26 protein-coding genes are annotated in these 23,082 nt (G+C 59.1%); 1 reads left to right on the top strand and 25 read right to left on the bottom strand.

From position 1 onward, the window contains the following. Positions 1-94 precede the first annotated feature (94 nt). A complete protein-coding gene (locus NE562_RS14495; protein WP_280963146.1) occupies positions 95-304 on the bottom strand; it encodes a hypothetical protein in 210 nt (69 codons plus the stop codon). A gap of 625 nt (positions 305-929) precedes the next feature. Further along, positions 930-1,247 carry a helix-turn-helix domain-containing protein gene (locus tag NE562_RS14490; protein WP_280963145.1) on the bottom strand — a complete coding sequence of 106 codons (318 nt, stop codon included), beginning with the start codon at positions 1,245-1,247 and terminating at the stop codon, positions 930-932. 891 nt (positions 1,248-2,138) lie between these two features. Here NE562_RS14490 and NE562_RS14485 point away from each other — a divergent pair. Next, positions 2,139-2,351, top strand: a complete 213-nt coding sequence (locus tag NE562_RS14485) for a cold-shock protein (protein WP_280963144.1) — start codon at positions 2,139-2,141, stop codon at positions 2,349-2,351. Between the two features lie 113 nt (positions 2,352-2,464). Here NE562_RS14485 and NE562_RS14480 read toward each other — a convergent pair whose 3' ends face one another. The 23 genes from NE562_RS14480 to NE562_RS14370 all read right to left on the bottom strand — a co-directional run bounded on the left by NE562_RS14480 (position 2,465) and on the right by NE562_RS14370 (position 23,082). Next, on the bottom strand, positions 2,465-3,172 hold the full coding sequence (locus NE562_RS14480) for a DUF6291 domain-containing protein (protein WP_280963143.1): 708 nt from the start codon (positions 3,170-3,172) through the stop codon (positions 2,465-2,467). Between the two features lie 390 nt (positions 3,173-3,562). Then, positions 3,563-3,895: a helix-turn-helix domain-containing protein gene (locus NE562_RS14475; protein ID WP_280963142.1), complete on the bottom strand. Its 333-nt coding sequence runs from the start codon at positions 3,893-3,895 to the stop codon at positions 3,563-3,565. A 208-nt stretch (positions 3,896-4,103) separates the two neighbouring features. After that, positions 4,104-4,802, bottom strand: coding sequence for a peptidoglycan recognition family protein (locus NE562_RS14470; protein WP_280963141.1), 699 nt, complete (start codon positions 4,800-4,802; stop codon positions 4,104-4,106). Then, on the bottom strand, positions 4,789-5,235 hold the full coding sequence (locus tag NE562_RS14465) for a phage holin family protein (RefSeq protein ID WP_280963140.1): 447 nt from the start codon (positions 5,233-5,235) through the stop codon (positions 4,789-4,791). The genes NE562_RS14470 and NE562_RS14465 overlap by 14 nt, the downstream gene beginning before the upstream one ends. Further along, positions 5,235-5,486 carry an S-layer homology domain-containing protein gene (locus NE562_RS14460; RefSeq protein ID WP_280963139.1) on the bottom strand — a complete coding sequence of 84 codons (252 nt, stop codon included), beginning with the start codon at positions 5,484-5,486 and terminating at the stop codon, positions 5,235-5,237. The genes NE562_RS14465 and NE562_RS14460 overlap by 1 nt, the downstream gene beginning before the upstream one ends. A 139-nt stretch (positions 5,487-5,625) precedes the next feature. Continuing rightward, positions 5,626-5,772, bottom strand: coding sequence for a hypothetical protein (locus tag NE562_RS14455; RefSeq protein ID WP_280963138.1), 147 nt, complete (start codon positions 5,770-5,772; stop codon positions 5,626-5,628). Between the two features lie 11 nt (positions 5,773-5,783). Continuing rightward, entirely contained in the window at positions 5,784-6,569 is a 786-nt protein-coding gene (locus NE562_RS14450; protein WP_280963137.1) for a hypothetical protein, read from the bottom strand. A gap of 12 nt (positions 6,570-6,581) precedes the next feature. Continuing rightward, the gene (locus tag NE562_RS14445) at positions 6,582-7,400 is read right to left on the bottom strand and encodes a hypothetical protein (protein ID WP_280963136.1); all 819 of its coding nucleotides are present in this window, start codon (positions 7,398-7,400) and stop codon (positions 6,582-6,584) included. Between the two features lie 9 nt (positions 7,401-7,409). Further along, the gene (locus NE562_RS14440) at positions 7,410-8,636 is read right to left on the bottom strand and encodes a hypothetical protein (RefSeq protein WP_280963135.1); all 1,227 of its coding nucleotides are present in this window, start codon (positions 8,634-8,636) and stop codon (positions 7,410-7,412) included. Positions 8,637-8,647: 11 nt separating this feature from the next. After that, the gene (locus NE562_RS14435; protein ID WP_280963134.1) at positions 8,648-10,018 is read right to left on the bottom strand and encodes a hypothetical protein; all 1,371 of its coding nucleotides are present in this window, start codon (positions 10,016-10,018) and stop codon (positions 8,648-8,650) included. Further along, positions 10,015-10,524: a hypothetical protein gene (locus NE562_RS14430; RefSeq protein WP_280963133.1), complete on the bottom strand. Its 510-nt coding sequence runs from the start codon at positions 10,522-10,524 to the stop codon at positions 10,015-10,017. The genes NE562_RS14435 and NE562_RS14430 overlap by 4 nt, the downstream gene beginning before the upstream one ends. After that, positions 10,517-12,199, bottom strand: a complete 1,683-nt coding sequence (locus NE562_RS14425) for a hypothetical protein (protein WP_280963132.1) — start codon at positions 12,197-12,199, stop codon at positions 10,517-10,519. The genes NE562_RS14430 and NE562_RS14425 overlap by 8 nt, the downstream gene beginning before the upstream one ends. Next, on the bottom strand, positions 12,196-12,570 hold the full coding sequence (locus NE562_RS14420) for a hypothetical protein (protein WP_280963131.1): 375 nt from the start codon (positions 12,568-12,570) through the stop codon (positions 12,196-12,198). Before NE562_RS14420 ends, NE562_RS14425 begins: the two co-directional genes overlap by 4 nt. Beyond that, a complete protein-coding gene (locus NE562_RS14415) occupies positions 12,567-16,085 on the bottom strand; it encodes a hypothetical protein (protein ID WP_280963130.1) in 3,519 nt (1,172 codons plus the stop codon). Before NE562_RS14415 ends, NE562_RS14420 begins: the two co-directional genes overlap by 4 nt. Before the next feature lie 1,105 nt (positions 16,086-17,190). Then, a complete protein-coding gene (locus NE562_RS14410; RefSeq protein WP_280963129.1) occupies positions 17,191-17,784 on the bottom strand; it encodes a bacteriophage Gp15 family protein in 594 nt (197 codons plus the stop codon). Further along, positions 17,781-18,236 carry a hypothetical protein gene (locus NE562_RS14405; RefSeq protein ID WP_280963128.1) on the bottom strand — a complete coding sequence of 152 codons (456 nt, stop codon included), beginning with the start codon at positions 18,234-18,236 and terminating at the stop codon, positions 17,781-17,783. Before NE562_RS14405 ends, NE562_RS14410 begins: the two co-directional genes overlap by 4 nt. A 102-nt stretch (positions 18,237-18,338) precedes the next feature. Further along, on the bottom strand, positions 18,339-18,845 hold the full coding sequence (locus NE562_RS14400) for a hypothetical protein (RefSeq protein WP_280963127.1): 507 nt from the start codon (positions 18,843-18,845) through the stop codon (positions 18,339-18,341). A 3-nt stretch (positions 18,846-18,848) separates the two neighbouring features. Continuing rightward, complete coding sequence (locus NE562_RS14395) at positions 18,849-19,274, bottom strand: chloramphenicol resistance protein (protein WP_280963126.1); 426 nt, start codon at positions 19,272-19,274, stop codon at positions 18,849-18,851. 55 nt (positions 19,275-19,329) lie between these two features. Beyond that, positions 19,330-19,662 (bottom strand): DUF6751 family protein, encoded by a 333-nt coding sequence (locus NE562_RS14390; protein ID WP_280963125.1) that lies wholly within the window; start codon positions 19,660-19,662, stop codon positions 19,330-19,332. Beyond that, the gene (locus NE562_RS14385; RefSeq protein ID WP_280963124.1) at positions 19,656-20,006 is read right to left on the bottom strand and encodes a hypothetical protein; all 351 of its coding nucleotides are present in this window, start codon (positions 20,004-20,006) and stop codon (positions 19,656-19,658) included. Before NE562_RS14385 ends, NE562_RS14390 begins: the two co-directional genes overlap by 7 nt. A gap of 155 nt (positions 20,007-20,161) precedes the next feature. After that, entirely contained in the window at positions 20,162-21,034 is an 873-nt protein-coding gene (locus NE562_RS14380; RefSeq protein ID WP_280963123.1) for a hypothetical protein, read from the bottom strand. Positions 21,035-21,037: 3 nt separating this feature from the next. Beyond that, positions 21,038-21,616 carry a phage scaffolding protein gene (locus NE562_RS14375; RefSeq protein ID WP_280963122.1) on the bottom strand — a complete coding sequence of 193 codons (579 nt, stop codon included), beginning with the start codon at positions 21,614-21,616 and terminating at the stop codon, positions 21,038-21,040. A gap of 92 nt (positions 21,617-21,708) precedes the next feature. After that, positions 21,709-23,082, bottom strand: a complete 1,374-nt coding sequence (locus tag NE562_RS14370; protein WP_280963121.1) for a phage capsid protein — start codon at positions 23,080-23,082, stop codon at positions 21,709-21,711.

Below are 23,082 nucleotides of genomic sequence, written 5' to 3'. Positions count from 1 at the left end.
TTCCCCTCGCCGGGGGAAGCCCAAATGCACGCGCTGCTTAAGTTTACGCTTATGCTCAATAGGGGGCGGCTTTTTTTCGCTCGTTTTCCCTATTCTACGGTTCTTCCGGGTTCAGCGCTTCATCCTGCACCGCTAATGAAAGATCCAGCAAAAACGCGCGGATCTCTTGCGGAAACAGCTTTTTATAGTCCTCCAAAAACATTTCTATCGCGGCTTGGCCTTCCGCCATGTCGTAAAAACGGTTGATCCTGTCCTGATCGGCCCGCGCCGCGGGCTCGGTCGCCGGTTCCCAACGCAGCTCCATTTCCCCGTCACCTCCATGCGGCTATTCTATGTTGGCACCGCGCAAGGCTTGCCGCCCCAATCGAACCGGCTCGCAAATTACTTTATCAAGTATCTTATGTACCTATTATAGTACATCATTTTATACTTGTCAACGTAAAATTACTCGTTCGCGTATTTATGTGCAGTTTTACAAAAATGCCGCGGTTTGTTTTGATGAAATGCACGAAAGAAATCGCGCCTTGCTCATCCGGTCGCATGCGTGTATGCCCGCTGTCTTTTGCGCCCTCTTGTACGAGACTGCATGCGCCTGAACATAAAAGATCCCCCGGCTTCCCATTCCAAGGAAGCCGGGGGGATCTTCTATGTCATTTAGCTAAGGTAACGCAAGTAGGGCGCGACGCCCTCGGCGCGCCGAGAGCGAAGCACCGGGATAAGTGAGAGCATCAAACAGGCCGATACGGCCGAGCGAAGGGACATGGTTTCTCATGAAGTGTTACGTCCCTTCGAGACGGCGCGCCGAGGGCGTGGTCCAGACCAGCTTCTCTTGGCCTTCGGCCAATTCACCTTCTCGCGCCCTACTAGCTCGGTGAATCCCTTGTTTTTTCCTATAAGTTTCCCTTAACTAAATGACATTGCGGGAATCTTTATAGGTTTTCTTTCACAACTCTCATAAGCTGATTAAATTCCTTGACCATATAGCTCGAATCACCGGTATGCCGCTCCAATGTGTCCGCAAATTTTTCGCTTGCTTCATTTATTTGCTGCCGCCTGCACGATTTGGGGGCGTCGTCCAACAGCTCGCTGCATTCCAGATTGAACGCGTCCGCGATATTGCGCAATGTTTTCAGTTCCGGCTCCGCCACACCACGCTCAAACCTACCGATCTGGGCGGGATCTACTTTGGACCTGTCGCCAAGCTCTGCTTGCGACCAGCCCCGCTCGGTTCTGTAAGATCTAATCATGTCCCCTAGGTTCATAAATAGTAAGCTCCTTGTGGGCGGCGTTGCACGCGAAGAAACACTACTATTATTTTACCATGCCCGCCGTATTTATAGGAGCCATTTTACATTATTTTGTAAAATTCTGCGAGGTAGTTCCATACCTGACTATTTATACCCCTTTGTCTCTTTCCCGATCATACTTCGCCGCGCCCGCATAACCGTAATGCTGCAAAGGTGGCATCGTCATTCGGTATGACTACCGCTTCCGTTGAAACCGGGAACGGCGCGTATCTGACAAACACGTCGTTATCTCTCTTATAGTTTCTTTTCGCGGCAAAATCCTATTATATGCGCGCTTTTGGGCGGTACTTTTTATTTTAGCCGGCTTCCTTTTCGTTTTGGACGTGACATCTACATCAATTCCCGCATCTGCGCGGCCAAGCCGCAAGCCGCCCTCGCCCACGGGCTTGAGCATCTCAAGCCCGACCACCTATACAACGCCGACCCCGTCGAAACGTGCCTCTGAGCCTCGCGACGACCACGCCCGACCTTTCGGTTATGTCGAGGCGTATAGGGACGGATGGGCTTTAGTTCCTCCGGTGTATGTCGTTCGGGGGTGATGCGGCCTGCGTTGCTCGCTTGCCTCACGCCATACTTCTCCGCGTATTTCATCGGGGCTGCTTCCTTCATCCCTTTTTATTTACTTGTCCAATAACCATGGTACTCCTACCCCCTCCAAACAAATGGCGAAAATAAACCTTGCTATTTGAAGTTTTATGGTGTATACTGAACAAGTATTCTAAATGTACTAATTGATGCTACAGGTGTAAGTCAATTTTTCTTTTGACTTAACATGCTGTAGTTTTTTTATTTGCACAATTTTGAATAACATAATTTAGGAGGTACACGTTTATGAGTAACGGTATCGTAAAATGGTTTAATGCAGAAAAGGGCTTTGGCTTCATCCAGAACGACGACGGCAGCGACGATGTGTTCGTTCACTTCTCCGCCATCCAGTCCGAAGGCTACAAGTCCCTGAATGAAGGCCAGCGCGTTTCGTTCGAGTCCGAGGTTGATCCCAAGAACAGCAGCAAGATGCGCGCTGTCAATGTCTGCCTCGCCTAAGCAAAATATTTGCCATGACCGCCCCCTAACCGGGGCGGTTTTGTTTTATCATGCCGGTCTCCCTTTCCGCGTGCTTACAGCGGTTGGCGCGGCGCCCGCATAGCGTGTCAGTCTTATCCCGCCTCCCGCCTGTGCGCCTTGACCCGCGCCGCCCACTCGTTCTCCCAGTCGGCCAGTTGGGCCGTTTTGTGCGGCGGCGCGCCGAGCTGATCCCTGCCGCACTTGTCCAGCCGGTCCCAGATGATCCCCTTCCAGCCCGCCGCCATGCACTCGCCGATCAGCGCGGCCACCGCCTCGTCGCCGTACTGCTCCGCGTGCTTGCGGATGCTGGCCACCAGCGATTTTAAGCCGGTCGGCTTGTAGGTCTCCTTGCGCTCCCGCTTGTAGCGCAGCCACTCGTTCGCCGCCTCCAAAAGCGCTGGCGAACGGGCTTCTAAGGGGGTAAGAGGGTTTTTAATATCTGTTTCTTTTTCTGTATCTGTATCTGTCTCTTTCTCTGTATCAGGTTTTTTGGGCTTCGCGGAAAACCGTTCGCTTGTTTTGGGTTTCTCCGGCTTGCCGTCGCCGTGCGGCGGCCTGCCGCCCTTGGCTCCGTTTTCCCGGTTTCGTTCGCACCGCTCGCTGTACTTGTCCGCATCGCGGTCGAGCTGCGCCCGAATGAAGGAAAACGCCATTTTAGCCGCCCCGGCAAGCTCGCCCTCCCGGCCATACTCCGCGTACTCAAACAGCGCCGTCAGCAGCGCGCCGCGTTCCGCGTCGGTCAGCAGCTCCAAATGCTCCCGGTAATCGAAATATAGCATAAATGCCTTGCGTCCCGCCATTATGTCTCCCTCGTTTCTATTGCCAGTAAAACCGGCCAAATTACTCTAAGAAGTATTTGTATCTCTATTGTACGACAATGCATTTTACTTGTCAACGTAATTTTACGCAATCACGTATTCTGTTAGATGATAACGAAAAAAGGGCTACCATTGAGAAACTCTCAACGGTAGCCCTTTTTTACTTTTTAGATGATAGCGAGCAAACCAGTACAAACACACCGCCAACCATATAAATGGCTGGCGGGTGTTCGTACAGCTCGCCATTGGTGGAACCGAGGGGAGTTGAATCCGTTCCTTATTACGGTATAGCTTGCTTTAATCGTAACGTGTTGCATATTGTGTTGCATTTGTTCAAATGCGGCGGCCCCGACCGATAAGAACAGAGCGTTATTAAAAATGGCGCTTGATAAACCGCACCAGATCATCAAAGTTTTTCACAACATAGTTTGATTCGTCAAATACTCTTTGCAATTCACCCCGAAATGCATCACACCTATTCAAAACACGTGCTTTTTTCCATGATCGTGGTACGTCATCTAATAACTCGCTGACCTCCACATTAAACGCATCTGCGATATTGTACAGCGTATGGAGCTTTGGCACTGCTTGGCCACGTTCAAACCTACCGACTTGCGCGGAATCTATTTTCGCTCTATCTCCAAGTTCGGCTTGTGTCCAATCCATTTGATTCCGGTAACGCCTGATTATTTCTCCAAGGTCCATAGGAAACACTCCTTACGGGCTATTTTATGTGCAGAGATACCAGTAGAATGTAACGATTATCTCAAGGCTTACTATACCCGCCGTTTATGGAGTATTTTACCGTATTATGTCGAATTTTTCGAGGTAGCTAAATGCCTACGATTTATGGACTAATAGAAAAAATGGCCCCGGCCACTCCAATCAAGGAGCAGCCGGGGCCTTGCCATATCTATTCGCTATCAAACACCTTATCTGTATAGTCCTTTGCGAGGGTCAGCACGCGCGCCATGTCCTCTGTCATGTCGATCCCCTTGTAGGCTTCGCTGCCGCCTTTGCCTTTGAGCGTGCCGGTCGCAGCCAACGCCTGCAGCTCTGTGTGAATACGGCCAGTAAACTCGTCCACGCTCTTGTGCCGCTGCTCGGCCAGCACTTTCAGCGTTTCGTCCCGCGCGATCTCGCGCATCGTTTTTTCATCCATCTTATCGTCCTCCTTTTCATATTCCTGCACCTCCGCCCACGGAAACCGCGCCCCCGGACAATCAGTTGAATATACATCCTTATGCCGCAGCAGCCGCAGCTTGCCCCAATTCCGCATAATGTCCCGCAGCAGCTCCTTTACCGCTGCGAGCTGTGCCGCCGGCATGGTCTCGGTCATGTACGCGCCCTCGCAGCACACGCCAATGCTGTAATCATTGGCCCCCTTCGCATGTGATCCCAGCGCCCAATCCGGGCGGCCACGGTAGACGCTGCCGTCCTTGCGTATGTAATAGTGGTATCCAATGCCGTTCCAGCCGTTCTTTAGGTGCCAGCTATTGATATCCCACACCGTCGCGCTGGACGCTTCCGCGTGATGCAACACGACCGCCGTCGTTTTGCTGCGTCGCGTGTACGGCCCCGTGTGGGGCAGGTTGCATTCAATGATCCGCATTGCCTTCATCGCCCTTCTGTTTCATCGCTTCCAGCGCCTTCTGCAAAAACGCCGGATATTTTACCCCCATCAGCCCCAAGTTCTCCAGCATTGAAAGCCCTTCGTTGCCGATGAAAAACAGTACGATCATCGTCCGAAACACGTCGGCGCCGGTCGCGCGGTCGAGCATGACGCCCAGCCACACCAACAGCAAAATCATGCCCTTTTTGCAGATGCCACGAAATCCGGCCTTGCTATCCAGCGCGCCGGTTTCAGATTTGTTTGATTTTTGCCACAGCAGCGCCACCAAAACGCCGGTGATATAATCCGCGGCCATCAGGCCCACTAAGACCTGCAAGGTCGCGTCCCACCCTCCAAATAACTTTGCCAGCGCGCCGCCGGCCAAAGCCAGCACGGCCAGCACGCTGTTTTTTACATTCATGATCTGTTCCATTATGTATGCTCCTTTCTTGCCTCCAGTCGAGCGATCACCGTCGCCAGCTCCGCGCGCGTTACTGTATCGCCCGGCCGAAAAGCCCCATCCGCGTCGCCCTGCATAATGCCGTTTGCCGCGCAGTAAGCCACGCCCCACACATAGCGGGCCCCGATGATACGGCTTGCCTTTTTGTCTCCGTCATTGCCCGCGGCGAAGAACAGGCTGCACCAGTCAGCGATCGGCGCAAGCCCCGCGTCGATATCGGCCACATTGCAGGTGTTGTCGACAGCGTATCCACGCCCTGCGCGATGATCTCCGGCGCCGCATCGGTCAGCAGCTTGTGGTAATACTTGCCGCCGCTATAGCTCGTCCCCGTGGGTAGGAAGATCAGCTTACGATCCGGCGCAATCAGCCGGAATACCTCTTCCGTGCTTTTCGCATGGTTGCTGCTCCCAGCTCCTCGCCAGTTGCGGTCAGGCCCCGCGAGCCGGTCCACCCCGCCGCGTGCCATGCCGTCACGCCAAGGTGATCTAAAAATCGCTTGTTGTCGTCCATGTGCTTCTCCTTTAATATACACCGAGCCAGTCTATTGTAGCGGTTGTCGCCGTGATCGATTTCGCGTTCAAATGGCAGGTGCAACCGTATCCAGCCGCAACGTCCCCGCCATGGATCGGGCCGTCTAACGGCTCGCCATAGCGTGTGTCAAATGTGATTGCCTGCCCATTTTGTACATCTATCAGCACATCACATTCGCCAGACACAAATACGAAAAGGTATCTTGAGATATCGACTGTGCTGTTTTTCTCTGCCGTGAAGCCCTCTACTTTCGACCATTTTGTCCATGTCTTGATCGCGCGGATATTGTTGGCCATCGTGCCGTAATCCGCGCCCGCGCTTGTGCCAACGCCCTTGTCCGAAATCGCGCTTGCCACCTGCGCTTTGCCGTTGGCGACCGATGTTTTCGCGCCGTCAATCTCCGCCAGTACCGTACCCGCTGCCCGGCCGCCGACAGCGCTGGTGTTGCCCGCTGTACCGGCATAGTTTACAGATTTTTGACCGTCGCCGGTGTTGTCTACGTTGCCGAGCCCGATGTCTGCTTTTGACGGCGTCCACGTACTGGGCCGCGCACCAACCTGCTCGGCGGTGTGGGTATGGTTCGCGAGCGCTCTTCCCGCAATCGCACCGCCGATCTCGGTTTTGACCGCGTCCAGATCAGCATCCATTGTTACCGGCAGGTTTGCGCCGCTATTACCAACCAGCAGCTTCCCCGCGTCTGTCTGTAACCCCAGTTCGCCGTCAACCAACGTCGGTGTATTTGCCGCTGTTCCACGTTTGATCTGTATCGTCCTCATATTATCATCTCCTCAATAAATGCCAACGCAGGACATTGTTGCTCTGTTTGCTGTCAGCGTTTTTGCTGCTGCGTTAAAGGTACCCCCTCGATATACATCGATGCTGCCGCCGCAGTATGGACCGGTTCTGGGATCCATAACTCTTTCGTTGAAATTAAACGCCTGACCATTTTGTACGTCTATCAACACACCCGGATAGGTATCACTGGAACTGACGCCGCTTGTGCTTCCGATGATCACCACATACTGATATTTAGAAATATCTACAGTCGTGCCGCCGTTTTTGACTGAAAATCCTCCCATCGCCGACCAAGAAGCCGACGTTTTGATCGCCCGAATATTATTCGCCATCGTCCCAAAATCCGCTCCCGCGCCAGTGCTGACCCCCTTGTCGCTAATCGCACTGGCGATCTGGGCTTTCCCATTAGCGACAGACGTTTTTAGGTTGTCGATTTCGGATAAGACTGTACTTGACGCCCGCCCGCCAACCGCGTTCGTGTTGCCAGACGTATTGGCATAATTAACGCTTTTCTGCCCATCGGATGTGTTATCAACGTTCCCCAGCCCAACATCCCATTTGTTCGGCACCCACGTGCTCGGCCTAGCGCCCACCTCTGCCGCTGTGTGCGTATGGTTCGCCGGAGCCGTTCCCGCTATCGCACCATTCAGTTCGGCCTTTACCGCGACCAGCTCCTCGTCCATGACAACGCCTACATTTGCGCCGCCATTGCCGATATACAACTTGCCCTCGTCTGTTTTAAGTCCCAGCTCGCCGTCCGCCAGCGTCGTGCCGCCGTGCGCGCCGCGTTTGATCTGGAATATATTTGCCATATTGCCCTCCTATGTCCACGCGCCGCAATCGATATTGCCATCTACCGGTATCGCGCCGACCTGCTCAGCAGTGATCCCGTGCGGGTTGCCCTTGTCCGCGATATGCGTTTGCAGGTTGCCTTGCACCACCTGCGCGGCCCCGGCAGGATCGTAATTCATCTGCGGAAGCTGCTCGGCAGGAACCTTCCCGTCACTATCCAACGTCGCTACGCCATTCGCCGCGCCCTTCTGCGCGGTCGGGATAAAATCCCCGGTCGCGATCTCCGCCGCCCGGTCGGCTTCCGTTTTGGCGCGATCGGCCTCGGTCTTGGCCGTGGCCGCGCTACCCGCCGCCGCTTCCTGCGATGCCTGCGCGCCTGTCTTGGCGGCCTCCGCAGCGACTTGCGCCGCTTCCGCCCCCGTTTGGGCCGTTTCTGCCGCCGCGGCGCTTTCCGTAACTGTGGTTTCGCTGGCCGCCGCTGCCGTGCTTGCCGCTACCGCGTCAGCCTTTGCGGTTTCCGCCGCCTGCTGCGCTGCTTGAGCTGCCGCCTTACTGGCCCCGGCCTTCGTTTCGCTTTCTGCCGCCGCTACCTTGCTTGCCTTGGCGGCTGTTTCGCTCGCCTGCGACGCTGTTCGTGCGGCTTCCGCGCCAGCTCTCGCCGTCTCCGCATCTGCTTTTGCGGTTTCCGCGCTGGCCTTGGCATTTTCTGCGCCTGTTTGCGCTGTTTCGGCTCCAGTTTTGGCTCCCTCCGCCGCTTGCCGCGCAGCAGCAGCGGTATTTTCACTCGCTTTCGCCGCTTCCGCGCTTTCGGCTGCCGCCGTTTCGCTGGCCTTGGCCGCGTCCTTTGCGGCTGCCGCTTGGTCAAGCACGCTTCCAAAGGTCTTTTGCCGCTCGGTTTCCGCAGCTTCTCGCAAATCCTCCGCATGAACGCGCCAGCTTTCCGCATTGCCCCGGCCCTCTTCCGCCAGAACCCGTGCGCTTTCCGCCGAAGTGCGGCTGGTTTCTCCGGTGTTGCGCTCGCTCTCACCGGCTGCCCGTTCCGCTTCGGCCGACATGCGCGCCGCTTCCGCCCGCTGCCGCGCGTCCTCCTCGGTCACGATCTGCGCCGCCGTGCTTGCAGCCTGCGTTGCAGATGTCGCCGCATTGCCTGCGCTCTGCTGCGCGGCCTGCACATATTCCGGTGCCTTGGCCGCAGTCTGGAGCGCGCCCTCTAATTCCTCGGCTGTTTTAAAGTACTTTGAAATTACTACATCCATCTGGATTCCTCCTACCGAATACGGATAAACGACTTAGTCGGCGCGCCTAAATCAATTTTGGGATAGCTGCGCAGATCATCGGAATATCCAAATACAGTCATCGTTTCTGTGTCACCCGGCGCGTATGCCATTATAAGGCCGTTGTTTGATGCAGCGACACAGGTCGCGGGCGAATGTATCCATACGCCATCCGCGTTCCACGTATACTTATTCCATGTTCCGTTAGGCGTGGCGGCTTCCGCGGCCTCAAACACGGAGCCGCTTGTCCCAATCGCTACAAACTTTCCCGCATACGACAGCCCTTTGATCGCACCGGTCAGCACCTGTTTTACTTCAAAGCTCCCCACAGGGCTGGTAGCGTACCGTATCTTACCGGCGCTGTCTCCCATGACCAGATACCCATTTCCCACCGCGATATGCTCTAATCGTCTATCAACCGTTACCTCAGTCCAGTTAGTCAAATCGCGCGAATATGTGTAAAATCCCTCACTATCACCGTCTTTAAAGTATCCCACCGCCACATAGCACCCGCCGAAATACACTGCTGCATAAACCGAGCGCAGCTTGGAACCCACCCTATGTGTATCCCACCCACTGTCAACTGCAGAAGAGCGGCAGATCGCCGCGTTAAGGTCTGTATTTCTCCGAAACGCAAAGCAATATTCCCCATCGCTATAAAGCAGCTTTTTAGAAAAATTGTCACCATAGGCAGGCGTTTCAATAAGCACCCACGGCCCCCATAGCTGAGGCGCGTAGGCAATATATGCCGATGCGCCGCCCGCAGAATTTTGTGAGCGATACTCACATAGCGCTACATATTGCCGCCCGTCATAAATGATATCCATCCATTGCGCTTGTCCTCCGCCGATCGTTGGCAGCGCCGCCGAGGCCCACGGCTTTGTAAGGCTATCTGTATAGCCGATCACGCCCACACCACTATTATTATTCTGACCGCCCAGCGCCACATAGTAACCGTTAACGACCTGCGCAGCGGTCGGCGTATAGACGCTATCAAACGGTGCGAACCGCTTAAACCCTCGCTCGATCGACGGCCCGATAATCGCGCCCAGTTCTGGTAGCTCCGCCGCGACAAAATTGCTCCCGTCGCACGCGTGCCAGTTCGCGCCGAGCGACGCTCTTGTGGTGGTCTTGATATCGCCCACCGCCCAGCAGGCGTTAAAGGCGTCCTTCGGCTCCGCGCCGCCCCGGTCGATGTTCAGCGCGTCGCAAACGTCGTCCGGCAGTACGTTCTGCTTGGTGTAGCGGCTGCCCGCTTGGATTGCGTCGTCCACATAGGACAGCGTGCCCTCCACCGCCTGCCCGTCGTCCTGCGTAATCCGCACCCGGTTCGCCTTGCCGGGCGCGGGTATCCTGTCTTTCATAAAATCCCTCCTGCTTCCATTGCGAACGAATTTGCCTGCCGCAGCTCCGCCGCCTCAACCATGCCGTCGATCGTCAGCAGCAGCAAATGCAGGTCCCATTCGATCGCGTTCGACTGGTTGTAATCCAGTGTTTCCGTAAAGTCGATCGCCCGCCAGCCGGGCAGGGGATAATAGCTTTCTTGCAGCTTATCCACGTTGCGCCGTATCCGGTCAAACTGTTCGCGCGTCGGGAACGCCGTGCGCGTCCAGTCCGCGCGGATGCTTTCGGTATCCGGCGCGTAGCCGTTTTCCAGCAGCCGCGCCCGCGCCGTGCCCGTGGCCCCCTCGATACGGTTTAGGTCGGCGGCGTTCAGGTAAGCGTCCGACAGGTCGGCCGGCCAAACCAGCCGCGCCCCGTCGCGCGCCGCCACGCCGCGCAGGTCCTTGGCCACATACAGGTCGCTGTCGTCGCCCGCCGCCGCTCGCTCGACGATCTCGCGGCTGCGGTTGTATTTCAGATCATCCACCCGCGATCACCGCCTTTGCGATACCGCCGCCCGTCAGATCGATATCCATGCTCTCCACCGTGCCGGTGAGCGTCATGCCGCCCTTTGTTTGCAGCTCCACCGCATCGCCCGCGGCGGCCGCCACCGGGAACAGATCGCCCCGGTCCTCAACGCGCCGCTGGTAATAGTCGTACAGCCGCTGCGCGACCGCCTGCGGGTCCGCCGTCAGCGTGCAGTCCTCAAAGCTCTGTACGTTCGCCCGCGCGCCCGCGGGCAGACGCGCCGCGTACACGCTGCCGCCAAGGCTCATCTGGTCCTCGTAGCTCTTGCCGGTCAGCACGACCTCGCCCTCCTCATGGACGCGCAGCCGCGCGTAGTTCACGCCGCTCTCCACGATCTCCGCGCCCTCGCAGGACAGGCTTGTGGACGGCGACCCAAACATCACCCGCTCTTCCCCTGCCTTGCACACGGCCCGGAAAAGCTCGTCCCGGTCCTTGGAAAGGCCGGTCAGCGCATAGTGGTGCGTGTACACCTCCACGCCCGAAACATAGCGCCGCTGCGTCTGCCGGTGCCCCGCCACCTTGTCGCGCGGCGCAATGACCGTGAACGCCGCCGTGGGCACAGGCACCAGCCGCACCTTGTCGCTCCGCGCGCAGCGCACCATTGCGCCGATCGCGAACGCGAGCTGCTGCACCGCCTCCCGGTGCGAGCAGACCGGCAAATACCCCTTGACCACGGTCCCCGCCAGCGCCGGGTCGATCTCGTAATCTGTAACGCCCGCCGAACGCATGATCTCGCCCAGCAGCTCGCCCGCCGCAATGCCGTCCAGCCAAAGGCCGCCCATGTAGTCCGTCTGACCGATCACGCCGATCAGGTCGATGCAGTCGATCGACACGGCCCGCTGGTCCTCTACCTCGGGCGTATCGGTATAGAACGTGCCCATTTCGCGCAGCGCGCCGTCCACCTTTTGCCGCACGGTCACGCGCTGCTGCTGCTGGAACACAGAATACACGCCCGACATGTCCAGCAGGTCAAAGCGCCGGTCCGCGTAAAAGCCGAAACGGAAGGTATTGACGCTCACTGTCATACCAGCCGGGTCGGCTTCCTCTAAAAGCGAAGCCTCGGTGATGCGGTCGCCCGTCAGCTCCTCCACCATGCCGTAGATCAGCTTGAACAGCTTCAAATAACGGTAGGGCTTGTTGGTCGCGCGGAAGGTCAGCGCCAGCCCGTAATAGTTCTGCACCAGCCTGTCGCAAAAGTAGACAGGCCCCGTCGGCGCGAAGTCCTGCGCCGCCAGCAGCCCGCCCGCTTCGTCGAACCACTGCACCGAAAGCGCGCTGCACCAGTCCCCTGTCGTGTCTGAAAACACCAGCGTCAGCCCAAGCGAGGTATGCGGGTTTGAGAAACCGACGGTAAGCGCCGGCGGCTGACTGAACCGCCCTTTATCATCGCTCTGCGAGAGCGACCACAGGCCCATGTCCTCGGCGGCCGGGTCGTCGGCAAACAGCCGGTATTGGCCGTCGAGCAGGAACTCGTTCTGCTCCAGCGTGCCCCACCGCGTCGGCACGCGCGCCTCCGCGTGGTCGTGCAGCTCGGCAAGGTCTACCCATGGCTGTTTGTCGTCCGCGCGCGGCGCGCCGTCCGCGGCAGCCGTCGGGTCTACCAATTCGTAATGGATCAGGGTCTCGGTCTTCATCGGCCTTCCTCCAGCGGCGTTACGCCCGTGATGGTCAGCGTCAGGCCGTCCCAGCGGCGCGTGCCGCCGTCGATAAACAGCAGCGCGTCGTCGCCCAGCTCCACCCGCGCCTCCATCGTCACATCGGCCTGACCGTCCGGCAGCGTGACAAAAACACTGGGCAGATCGGTCGCCAGCGCGCGGCGCAGCCGGTCGTAGTCGTCCTGCGAAATGCTGCCCAGCGTCGCGGTATAGACCCGGTAACGGGCGCGCACCTCGGCGCGCCTTGTCCCGTCCTCGGCGGTCAGGTTGTATTTGTAATCCCGCTGCTCCCCGCGTTGCAAATCCGCAATGCCCACGCCGGGGAATTTTGTGCCGTCGATCTGTATCATGCGTATGCGCCTCCCTTTGCCATGCTGCCGCCCTTTCGCTTTTCCTCCATGCGGACGACCGGCGTCAGCAGCCGGCCGAGCTGTGCCAGCTCGCCCTTGAACTCGATCACCGGCGTCGCGACGGTGTGCGTCGTCTTGTACACCGTCTGCACCGGCGCGGGGCCGGCCTTTGCCGCCTGCCGTTCGGCCTGCACCCTTACATCCGCAGACAGCTTCAGTACTTCGCCATCCAGCGTGCGGCTGATCTGCCGGTACACGTCGCCCATCTGCTTGTCAAAGCCGACCGCCACGCCCTCGGCCAGCGGCCGCCCCACCAGATCGCGCGTCTTTTTTGAGGGGCTGTTCACGTCCGCCGCCCGGCGCATCGCGCTGATCGCCCTGCTGACGATCTCGCTCGCCGCCGCGGACAGCATGCCGGATTTGGAGTACATGCCGTCGATCATGCCCTGAATGCTGTCCTTGCCAATATCGGTCAGCAGGTCCGGCACGCTTTCCAGCGTCTCGTCCAGCTTGCCGGTAAAATCGTTTTCCAGCGTTTCGAGCTGATCCGCGTAGAACTTTTCCGCAACCTCCTTTGCGAGGTCCTGCTGCTCCTGCCAAGCGTCGGTATATTGTTTCAACGCTTCGGGCGGCAGCGCTATCAGCTTTTCCGCGAACTTGGCGCCCTCTTCCACGCCGAGCGCCGTCACCTGCTGCATGAACTCGTCCGACACACCAAGGCCCGCAAGTTCGGTCAGCGCGTCGTCGTACCGCTTGACCGCTTTGATATTGTCCTCGATCTTGCCGAGGGACAGATCGCCGTTCTTGCCGATCGTGAACAGGTCGCCAAAGCCGGAAAGCTTCTTTTGCATGCTCTCCTGCTGCCGCACCAGATCGTCGTGCGCCGCCTGAAATTCCGCCGTCAGCTCGTTTACGCGCGTCTTGACCGTGGAAAGCGCCTCGTCGTAGCCGTCGTTCAGCGCGTCCTTGTAGGCCGTCATGACCTCGCGGGCCGCGTCCTCGTAGGATTTCTTCTGCTCGTCGGTCGCGTCGTCGCGGGCCCCCAATTTCTCCACATCCGCGTCGAGCCAGCGCTCGAACTTGTCAAGCGCCGCGTCCCGTCCCTTCTGTACGCCATAGGTCAGGTTTTCCACGTACAGGCCGCCGATGTCCTGAAAGCTCTTCGCGTGCTCCCGCGCATCCTCCAGCGCGTGCCGGGACAGCAGCGCCACGTTGCTCCTAACTGTGTCCTCGCTGTCCCCGATGCCGAGCGCCATGCCCATGCCCATCATGCGGCCGACCTTTTCGCGGAAATCGCGCGACGGCGACTGAATGCCCACCGCATGTTTCGCCGCGTCCAGCGCGTTTTTCGCCAGCGAAGCCGCCGCGTTCGCCACGCTGCGCGCCATGCTGGAAATGCCGTTCATCAGGCCTTGCGCCATGTTTACGCCGACCGCACGAAAAGTGCTTGCCACTTTGGCGGCGGAACCCTTCGCACCCGCGGCCACCGTGTCCATCGCCGTGCTGACTGCCTGCGCGCCGCCATCAATGCCGCTTTTCAGGCTTGCCGACAGCTCGCCGCCGACCGTGCTAAACTCACCGGCCTTGCCCTTTGCCGCGCCGCTCGCGCCGGTCGCCAAAAGGATCGCGGCCTCCACCGCGCCAGCCACACCGGAACGCATACCCGTGCTGTACTGCGTCGCCGCCTGCGCGCCGCCCTCCTGCGCCTGCGGCGCGATGCCGAGCAGCTTTGCAATGGCCTGCCCGGCCATACTGCCCGCCGCCGTTTCCGCCGCGCCCGCGCCGTTTGCAATCCCCTCGGCATAGCCCTCCGCAAAATATCCGCCCTGCTCCATTGTCAGCGCGCTGGGGGAATGGCTTTGCTGTGTCTCCGGGATCGCGTCCAGCGCGGCCTGCACCATGGCGCGCACCTCTTCGGACGGATTGCTGGCGAGAATAGCCTCCAAAAAGCCCTGCATAAAGTCATAGCCATATGTCGTGGTGTCGCCGTCCAGCGCCGCCTCGCACATGGCCTCCACCTGCGCCGCGTTGCCGCTTGCCAAGGCTTCCGCCGCGGCAATGCCGCTTGCAAACTCAGCGGTGACCGTGTAGCCCTTTTCCTGCATCTGCGCCGTGACGTCCGCTGCCGAAACGACCCCCTGCGCGACCAACTGGACCGCTGCGTCGACCTGCGGCTGGCCCGCCGCTATGCTTGCGGACCACTCGGTCATCAAGTTTTCCTGCGCGGTTTTCAGCTCCGTGCCGGCCGATTCCCACATGGCCCGCATATTGTTTACTTGGGCTTCCGTGATATCGCTTTCGCCGGACCGGTATCTCGCAAACATATCCTGATAGATCCCGCCCAGTTCGTCCGCTTGGGCTTGCAGCTCGCCCACGGTGGCAGTTCCCGCCGTCTTAAAGGAGTACTGTACCTTGTTCAGCGCCTGTTCCAGCGCTTCGCCGCCCTGCTCCATGGCCGCTAAAACACCCTCGTAGTTCGAGATCGTTTTGTAGTAGCCGCTTACCGTGCCGTCCGCTTTCGCGTACTCACCGTCCAGATCGGAAACCAGTTGCTTCTGCTCTTCCAGCGCCAGCTTCATCTGCTCGTAATCAGCTTCGTTGAATGTGGAAGCGCTTTTGAACGCCTCGATCTCGCTTTCGATCTGCTTTTGCTTTTCCAGCGCGTCATTGCGCTTTTGCTGAATCTGGTACCGTTCCTTTTCCGCGTCGACAATGCCCGCCTGCGCAGCATTATACTGTTCTTGATTTGCGTCTAAGACCGCCTGCGCGCGTTTCATGCGGATCGTTTCCTCGATCGCGTCCGAAAGCTCATAATAGGTCCCGGTCTCGTCCTCGGTCTTGGATATCGCGCCGGGGATCGCTTCGTTTATCAGCTTTTCCAGAACGGCCGCGCGGCCCTCATAGCCGCTTTTTACGCGGCCGTTAGCGTCGATCAGGCCCTCAAACTCCCGCACCTGCGCTGCGGTAATGTCGATCTCGGACAAGCTGGCGTTCAGCTGATCCTGTGCAGCGGATTGCAGCTCTTTTGTTGCCTCTGTCCGGTCGTCGATCGACTGGATCAGCTTCTCCCGTTCCTCACGCGCCGCCTTTTCCGCTTGCGTCTCCGTATCGGTCGCCGCGTATAGCGCCGCCAGTCCGGTCGTCAACAGGGTAACGGCAACGACTACAGCGCCGACCGGGTTCGCGGCGATCACCGTATTCCACGCCGCCTGCGCGGCGGTGGCAAGCCCGATCTGTCCGGTCAGCACGCCGACAATAGCTTCCTGTGCCGTCAGCGCGCCGGCCGTGACGCCCGACTGCACCGCGGAGGCCGATTGCCGCATGTTAAACAGCTCTACTGCGCACGACGCCTCCTGAATGCCCTTTACCAGCTTATCGAACGATGCGACGGCCTGAAAGGCTTTCTCAATCGTCCCTGCCGCCTTTTGCGCCGCCGCGCCGATACCGCCGAGCTTCTTTTTCAGGTCACTGTCGTCACCGATTATTTTAATTTCTACCGAACCATCGTTTGCCAATGCTGTTCACCTCGTTTTGGGTATCAAAAAACCACCCTACTTTTGTAAGGTGGTTGTCGTATTTTATTGGTTATGCTATACTATTTTTGGGCACTGTCACAGACGGCAGGCGGTTGGCCACTCTCCTGCAAGGGAGGTGGTGCTTATGGGCAGAAAACTCTTTCGGGTTTTCTTATGTGCAGCAGTCTTGCTACATATTTTGACCATAAATGCAAAGTAACCGCCCTCACGACCAAATGAAGCGGTTACTTTGTAAGTAATTGATTCGGGTCAACCGTCTGCCGACAGTGTCCCTTTGTATATTCAGTATACCATCGGCGCGACCGCTTGTCAATCTCGGCCCAGCAGCTCTCGCCACATTCCCGCCGCGCGGCAGCGCGTGAACGCCCGCGCCAACCAGCGCCGTACCGCAATCCGTCAGTGCCGTCGTTTGCCGTTGCCGCCCTTGTCGAAATATGGTATACTGTCCTTGGGCACTGTCACAGACGGCAGGCGGTTGGCCACTCCCTTGATGAAAGGGGGTGATAGCATTTGCGGATGAAACTTTTCCGGTTTCTGGTGTGCATAGCGTTTTCGCTCTACATACTTACGATAAATGCAAAATGACCGCCCAACCCTGCAAAAGTTAGCGGTCATTTCGACTAAAGACATTTGAGGGCTAACCGTCTGCCGACAGTGTCCCTTTGTGTTTTCAGTATACCATTGCGGCGCCCGCTTGTCAATCTCGGCCCAGCAGCCCCGCCACGTCCCCGCCGTGCAGCAGCGCGTGAACGCCCGCGCCAACCAGCGCCGTACCGCAATCCGTCAGTGCCGTCGTTTGCCGTTGCCGCCCTTGTCGATATATGCTATACTGTCCTTGGGCACTGTCACAGACGGCAGGCGGTTAGCCACTCCCTTGATGAAAGGGGGTGACGCGATTGTGGACAAAGCTTTTCGGCTTTTTGTATGCACAGCAGTTTTGCTTTACATACTGACCATATACGCGAAATGACCGCCCTACCTGCAAAGTAAGCGGTCATTTCTTATGAACCTTTAACTTTCAGGGCTAACCGTCTGCCGACAGTGTCCCTTTGTGTTTTCAGTATACCATCGGCGCGCCCACTTGTCAATCTCGGCCCAACAGCCCCGCCACGTCCCCGCCGTGCAGCAGCGCGTCGGTGATCGCGTCGAGCTGCTCCCGCTCGTTTTCGGGCAGCGGCAGCGCGTACAGCTTCTTCATCTCGCGGTAATACTTGCGCTGCTCCTTGTCCTTGACGCTCGACAGGTCGATCGCCCGGCAGCGCCGCACCTCGCAAAAGCGGTGATCTCCGCGCAGCCCGTTCAGCAGCGAGCGGAACGTCCACCAGTGCAAAAACTCCACGTTCACAAGGTCGATCCCGTACTGGTCGAGAAACGCCGCGTAGATCAGCGGCGCGTCGAACGAAAAAGAGAAGTCGGGTTTGGATGGTTTTCCGTCCCCGCCCGGCTTTTCCGTTTCGCCGCACCGCATGAACCAGAGCATGCGCTCGGTCGCGGCCTCCATATCCGCCGGGATCGCCCCGTAGAAAAGCCGCAGCGCCATAAGGCCCCTCTCCGCGTCTCCGGTTCCTTGCCCGGCCAACTCGTCTATGCGCAGTACCACGCGGTAATCCGCGTTTACCGGCACATCCGCGCCGCGGATCTCCACCATGCACGGCGGGCGTTCGGTCAGCAGGCTCATGCCTGTTCCATCGCCTTGCTGATCGCCGCCACGACCTCGGGCGCCTGCATGATGCGAAGCGCCTGCTCCACGGTCTGCTGCTTTGCTTGCGGCAGCTCCATAGCGGGTGCAGACGCCATTTTTCGCACGGTCTGCTTTTGCGCGGCCTGCTCGATCTCGCCGCAGATGTACGACATCACGTCCACGATATCCATCAGGTCGCGATCACGGTCTCCAAAAATCGCGTCGGTGGCGCCTTCGCCCAGCAGCCCGTCCAACGTGCTTTGCATAAACCGCCAAGCCTGTTCCACGCCATGCGGGGCGCCTGTCAGTTCCGCGCCCATGCGCTGGGCCTCTTTCCCGTAGGCCTCCAGCTTTTTCGCGGTCTCCCGGGTCACGTTCAGCGTAAACGCATGGCCCGCGATATCCAGCTCCAGCGGATAACCGTGCTCCTGAAATTCAAACTTCGCCATTTGCTTCATCCTCCATCGTTTCGGCTGTTCCATTGTCCCCCGTGGTTTCATCCACGGGGGATTCTTCTTGCGGCTCGCTTTCCAGCCCTAAAAGGGCCGCGTTTAAGGGTTTGCGGGCGCGCCCGCCTCGGTAAACGTTTTGGCCTGCGTATTGAACTCGCCGTCCACGAAATCGCCCACGCCCAGCAGGTTTCCGGTGCACTTCATCGCGCCGCCGCCCTCGCCGGTCACGTTCTCCACCTGCACGGCCACGCGGAATTTGCGCGCCTTGAAGGTGTTTTCCTTGCTCGCCACTGGCTCGAACAGCTCGACGCGCACATAGTCCTTTTCCGCAGCCGTGCCGGTAAGCTGGTTGCGGCCCACCGCGTACAGCGCCATGACCGCTTCCTCGTCCTTTACCAGATCGGTATCGAACGGGAAGGACGGCTGATAGCCCTTGATCTGGTTCGACTGCGCCTTCTGGCTGATATAGGTCTTGCTGTCCGCCTGCGCGGAGGGGTTCTCGTCGAGCGTGTTAAAGCCCACGCCCATCAGGGCATAGGTGGTTGCGTCGCCGCTCTCGATGCCGAGATAGTCGGCCACCTGATATCTCATTACGGTATCTGCCATATTTTAACTCTCCTTTTCTTGTGTATAGGTCAATCTGCATTGAATCTGATAACGCGCGGTCTCCGTGCCGGGGATGAACGCATAGCCGCTGGTCGTCGCTTCGGCCGCCAGCGGCGTGCGTCCGGGTCCCAGCGCGGGCAGCGTCCGCGCCGCCGTCTGCCGGTCGAGCCAGTCCGAGAACGCCTCGTAAAAGCCAAGGTTGTCAAGCTGCTGCCGCACTTGCTCGCCAAACGCCTCGCGGGAGGTCAGGACGAACAGGAACTGCTTTGTCCCCGACCCGTCCACATACCGCTTGACCCACTCCTTGCACGGCGTTACGCCGATCGAATAGCTGCCCACCTCGTCGGGTAGGTAGTCCACATTAATTCTGTTGTCCGCGAGCGGCGGATAGGTGCGGACGAACTGCCGCACCGCTTCTGTAATGCTCATTTTAGGCTACCTCCTATGTAGTGGGTCAAGCGCGCTTTTACGGCCCGCTCGGAAATCACGCGCCGCTCACCGCCCAATGCGGGTTGCGTCCGCGCCGGTTGTCGCCCACGGCCATGATCTTGAAGTGCTCGACGCGTTTGAGGTCTTGCAGCGTGTTTACGGTTTCCACCCGGCCGCGCGCCAGCACGTCCTTTGCCCCCGGCGTTACGCCGTCCGGCATATGTTCTTCCGGGATGCGTACCTTGACCACCATACCGCCCACAAAGCCGTCCTGCTGCTGGGTGATCTGCGCTTTGCCATACCAGCTCGCGCCCTCGATCACCGTGCATTGATATTCGTCGTTCTCGTCCAGCCGCACCAGCGTCACGGTCTCGCTGCACATCAGCATGGGTACGCACCTCCATACAGCAAGCCCGTGGGGGCTAGAATCAGCATAGCGGTATCCCGCAGCCGCTGATCCGGCGTCTTGCCGGAAGCGACGTAGCTTTCGCTGTACCCGTCATTGTTCACGCTCGCCACCTCGCCGCCACTATCCTGCCGCCCGTATTCCTCGGCCAGCGCGCAGCACGCGGTCTTGATCTGCTCCGCGTGCTCCGTATCCTTGGCCGCGTTACCAAACGTCAAGCTGTCAATGTAGGCCGATGCCAGACAAGCCAGCCGCGCAAAGGCGCTCTCCGCGATCAGCGTGCCGCCGTAACTGTCCGTATAGTAGCCGTAATCCGCATAGACCATCGCGCGGCCTCTCCTTTCTCGTCAACCCTTAGGGGGGTCATCCTCGGCTTTTGTGCCTTCCGGTTTCTCTCGCTCGGGCGGCTTATTGCCGTCCCGCTTATTCCCTTTTCCGGGGAACGTCAAACCGATTACTTTACCCATGGCGCTTCTCCTTTCTACGCCGTCGCCTTATGGTGCAGGTAAATGCCCGCTACCTTGTTCGCGTAGGTGTCCGCGATGCCGACGTTGCGGTACCCGAACTTATAAGCGTCGCTGTCCTGATTGACGTCGGGCGTGATAATCTTCGGCGCGATATGCTTGGGGAACTGGATCACGGCGGGCTTGTGGATGACCATAAAGTTGATTTCCGCGCCGCCCGCGGCCTTGGCGTAGCCGCCCGCCTCCTCGCCGGCCTTGCCGGAGCGCTGCTCGATCGCCGTATAAAAACGGTTCTGCGGCACGTCCTTGATCGCGGCGAAGCGCTGGAACACCTCGCGGCTCTTGGTCGTGTCCATGTCCTGCACCAGACCGTGCAGCGTGGGCGTGATGTACAGGTAGCGCTCTTCGATCGGCACCTCGGCTTCGTCCATGGCCGTGGTCGCCGCGCGCAGCGCCGCGATGACCGCCGCGCCGTCCGCCAGCGTACCGCTTACCTTGGTAATGCCCGCTTTGCCCGCGTAGCACGCAAAGCGGAACGCGTCCAGCTCCGGCACCACCTTGGTGCGGATGAACTCGCCCGCCAGACGGCCAAAGGCAATACCCGCCGTTTCCAGATCGTCCATCGAATCGACGGTGAACATGCGGCCGCGGTCAAAGTTGCACTTGATCGTTTCGTTTTTCAGCGTCACATCGCCCTTGACGTAGCCGTCGTTGCGCGAATAATCGCCAAGGCCCTGCATGTCCAGCATCGGGATGATTAACTCGTTCGCGTTCGCGCCCTGCGTCGCCAGCTCGGGCGCGCCGTCCAGCTCGGACGTAAGGGACGCAAGCTTGTAAACCTCGTCCAGCAGCGGCACATAGGCCTTTGCCAGTTCAATCGCGTTTGCCATAATTTATAACTCCTTTTCACTCGTGGGCAGCCCAAACGCCGCGCGCAGCACAGCGCCCGCGCCGCCCGTATTGCCGCCGCTTGTTTTACTGACAACGTGCGGGGCGGGTTCGCCGTCGTCCTCTGGTGCGAATGCGTTCGGGTCGCTCTCCTTGTAGCCCTTCACGAAGTCCTCAAGGCCGAGCAGCTTGCCCTCCTGCACCGGCAGTTTCTTGCCCGTCAGATCGGCCACGAAGGCCTTGCGCGCCGATTCGCTGGTAAACTTCAGGCCGGCCACCGCGCCGTTCACGGAATATTCGTACTCCTTAGCCGCAAGCTGGTCTTTTAGCGCCTGCGTGTCGGTGTTGTACTTGGTTTCCCATTCCGCCGCCTTGATCTTGATACCGTCCACGTCGAGCTTTTCAAAGCCCTTGATCGTTTCACCCGCCTGCTCAAGCTGGGTATGCAGCGTGTCGCGCTCGGTGGTCAGACTGGCCACAAGTTTTTTTTGCCCCTCGATGTCTTTGCCGTGTTCGGCCATGATCTGGTCGAGCACCGCCTTGTCAATATCGGGCAGCAGGTTCGTGATAAATTCGCGTTTCATAGCTTCCTTTCTCCGCTCCGCTTTGCTTCCGGGGGTCGCCTCCCCTGCGGCGCCGTAGTTTTACGACCTCGGCGCGGTCAAAAATAGATGGTTCAAAACGCCCGCCGCGCGGGCAGCATCTTCGCGGCCTCCTCCTCGCTGCAATTAAAGTACCACGCCAGCACGATCTCGGGCCGCAGCATGTCGGCCTGCGCGAGCTGCATCCGCTGCGCAAATTCCTTGTCCGTGTCCGTGATGACGCTGTCGTCCCACATGTAGGCCGTCTCGTACTTGCCCGTGGGCGCGAGCTTCGCCACCGTCGCCCATACGTCCATGGCGTAGGTCAGATCATCCAGCGCGGCCTCAAGCGCCCGCTGCATCGAAGCCACGGTCGCGTAGCTGCGCTGCTTGCCGCTCCTGATCTCCTCGGCGGTCTTTTCCACCGTCTGCGGATCGGACAGCGTGCCGTACGCCAGACAGCACTGGAACTCGATGCGCCGCAGAATGTCCTGAAAGCCACGGTACAGCGGCTCTTCCCGGATCGCGGGCGAGAACACTTCGTACAAGGGCTTTTCCGTTTCGCCCAGCTCATGCGCGCGGAACAGCCGCTTCCACGCCTGCGGGATGAGCGGCCTGCCGGTCTGCGGGTCGGCCCGGAACGCGCGCGCCGAGATATCGACCGCCAGCTCCGTGCCCCGAAACTCCCACATCAGCCGCGCCCATTGCTCGTCCGCCTGCCGGAACAGCTCTACTGCGCGCGCGTACACCGACACGCCCAGCGGGCTGCCCCGGTCCACTGTATTCGCAAGCGGCACGCGGAAGTAGCCGAACAGCGGCCGTTTGATATTCGCCAGCGTCACTTCCTCATCCAGCGCCGCCCAAGGCTGCACCGCGCCAAGCGCCACAGGCTGACCCAGCGCGTCGGGATTATCCGATCCATACGCCTGATTTCGTATCCTGTATAACCCGTCGTCGCCAAGGCTGTGCGTTTCCAGCCTTGTGTAATAGCGTTTGCCCTGCGTGAACCGGTCGACGAACACGCCGCCCATCACGCGCCCCGAGCCGTCAAAGCCGGTTGGGAAAAAGCGGTCCGCCGGGGTGCAGTCGATCGCGAGGCCGCCCGCGGAAAGATACGGCTTGAACGCCATCCCGCCCAGCGCCGCGCCCTGCTCCACCTTGGCTTGCAGCCCCGTCAAAAACGGCGCCCGCTGCGCCGCGAGCCATTCCGCCCGCGCGCCGCCCGTGATCTTCGCGTCCATCTCCAGCGTCACCAGCCGCGCCAGCTCTCCGGCCACCGCGGCGGGCAGGCCGAGCGGGATCGTCGTTTCCGACTTCCACGGTGGTTTGTTGCAGTACAGCCGGTCCCAAAGATCGATTGCTTCGGCCATCGTCTGGCTGACCGCAACGTCGATGCCGACCGCCTTATTGATATCCTGTTTGCCGAACACTTTCGCTACCACCTGCCTTATCCAATCTAAAAATCTCAT

The sequence above is a fragment of the Butyricicoccus faecihominis genome, assembly GCF_024462775.1.
GTDB classification, from domain to species: Bacteria; Bacillota; Clostridia; order Oscillospirales; family Butyricicoccaceae; genus Agathobaculum; species Agathobaculum faecihominis_A.
The sequence above is the reverse complement of the archived record's forward strand: the minus strand, read 5'-3'. Positions and strand labels throughout refer to the sequence as shown.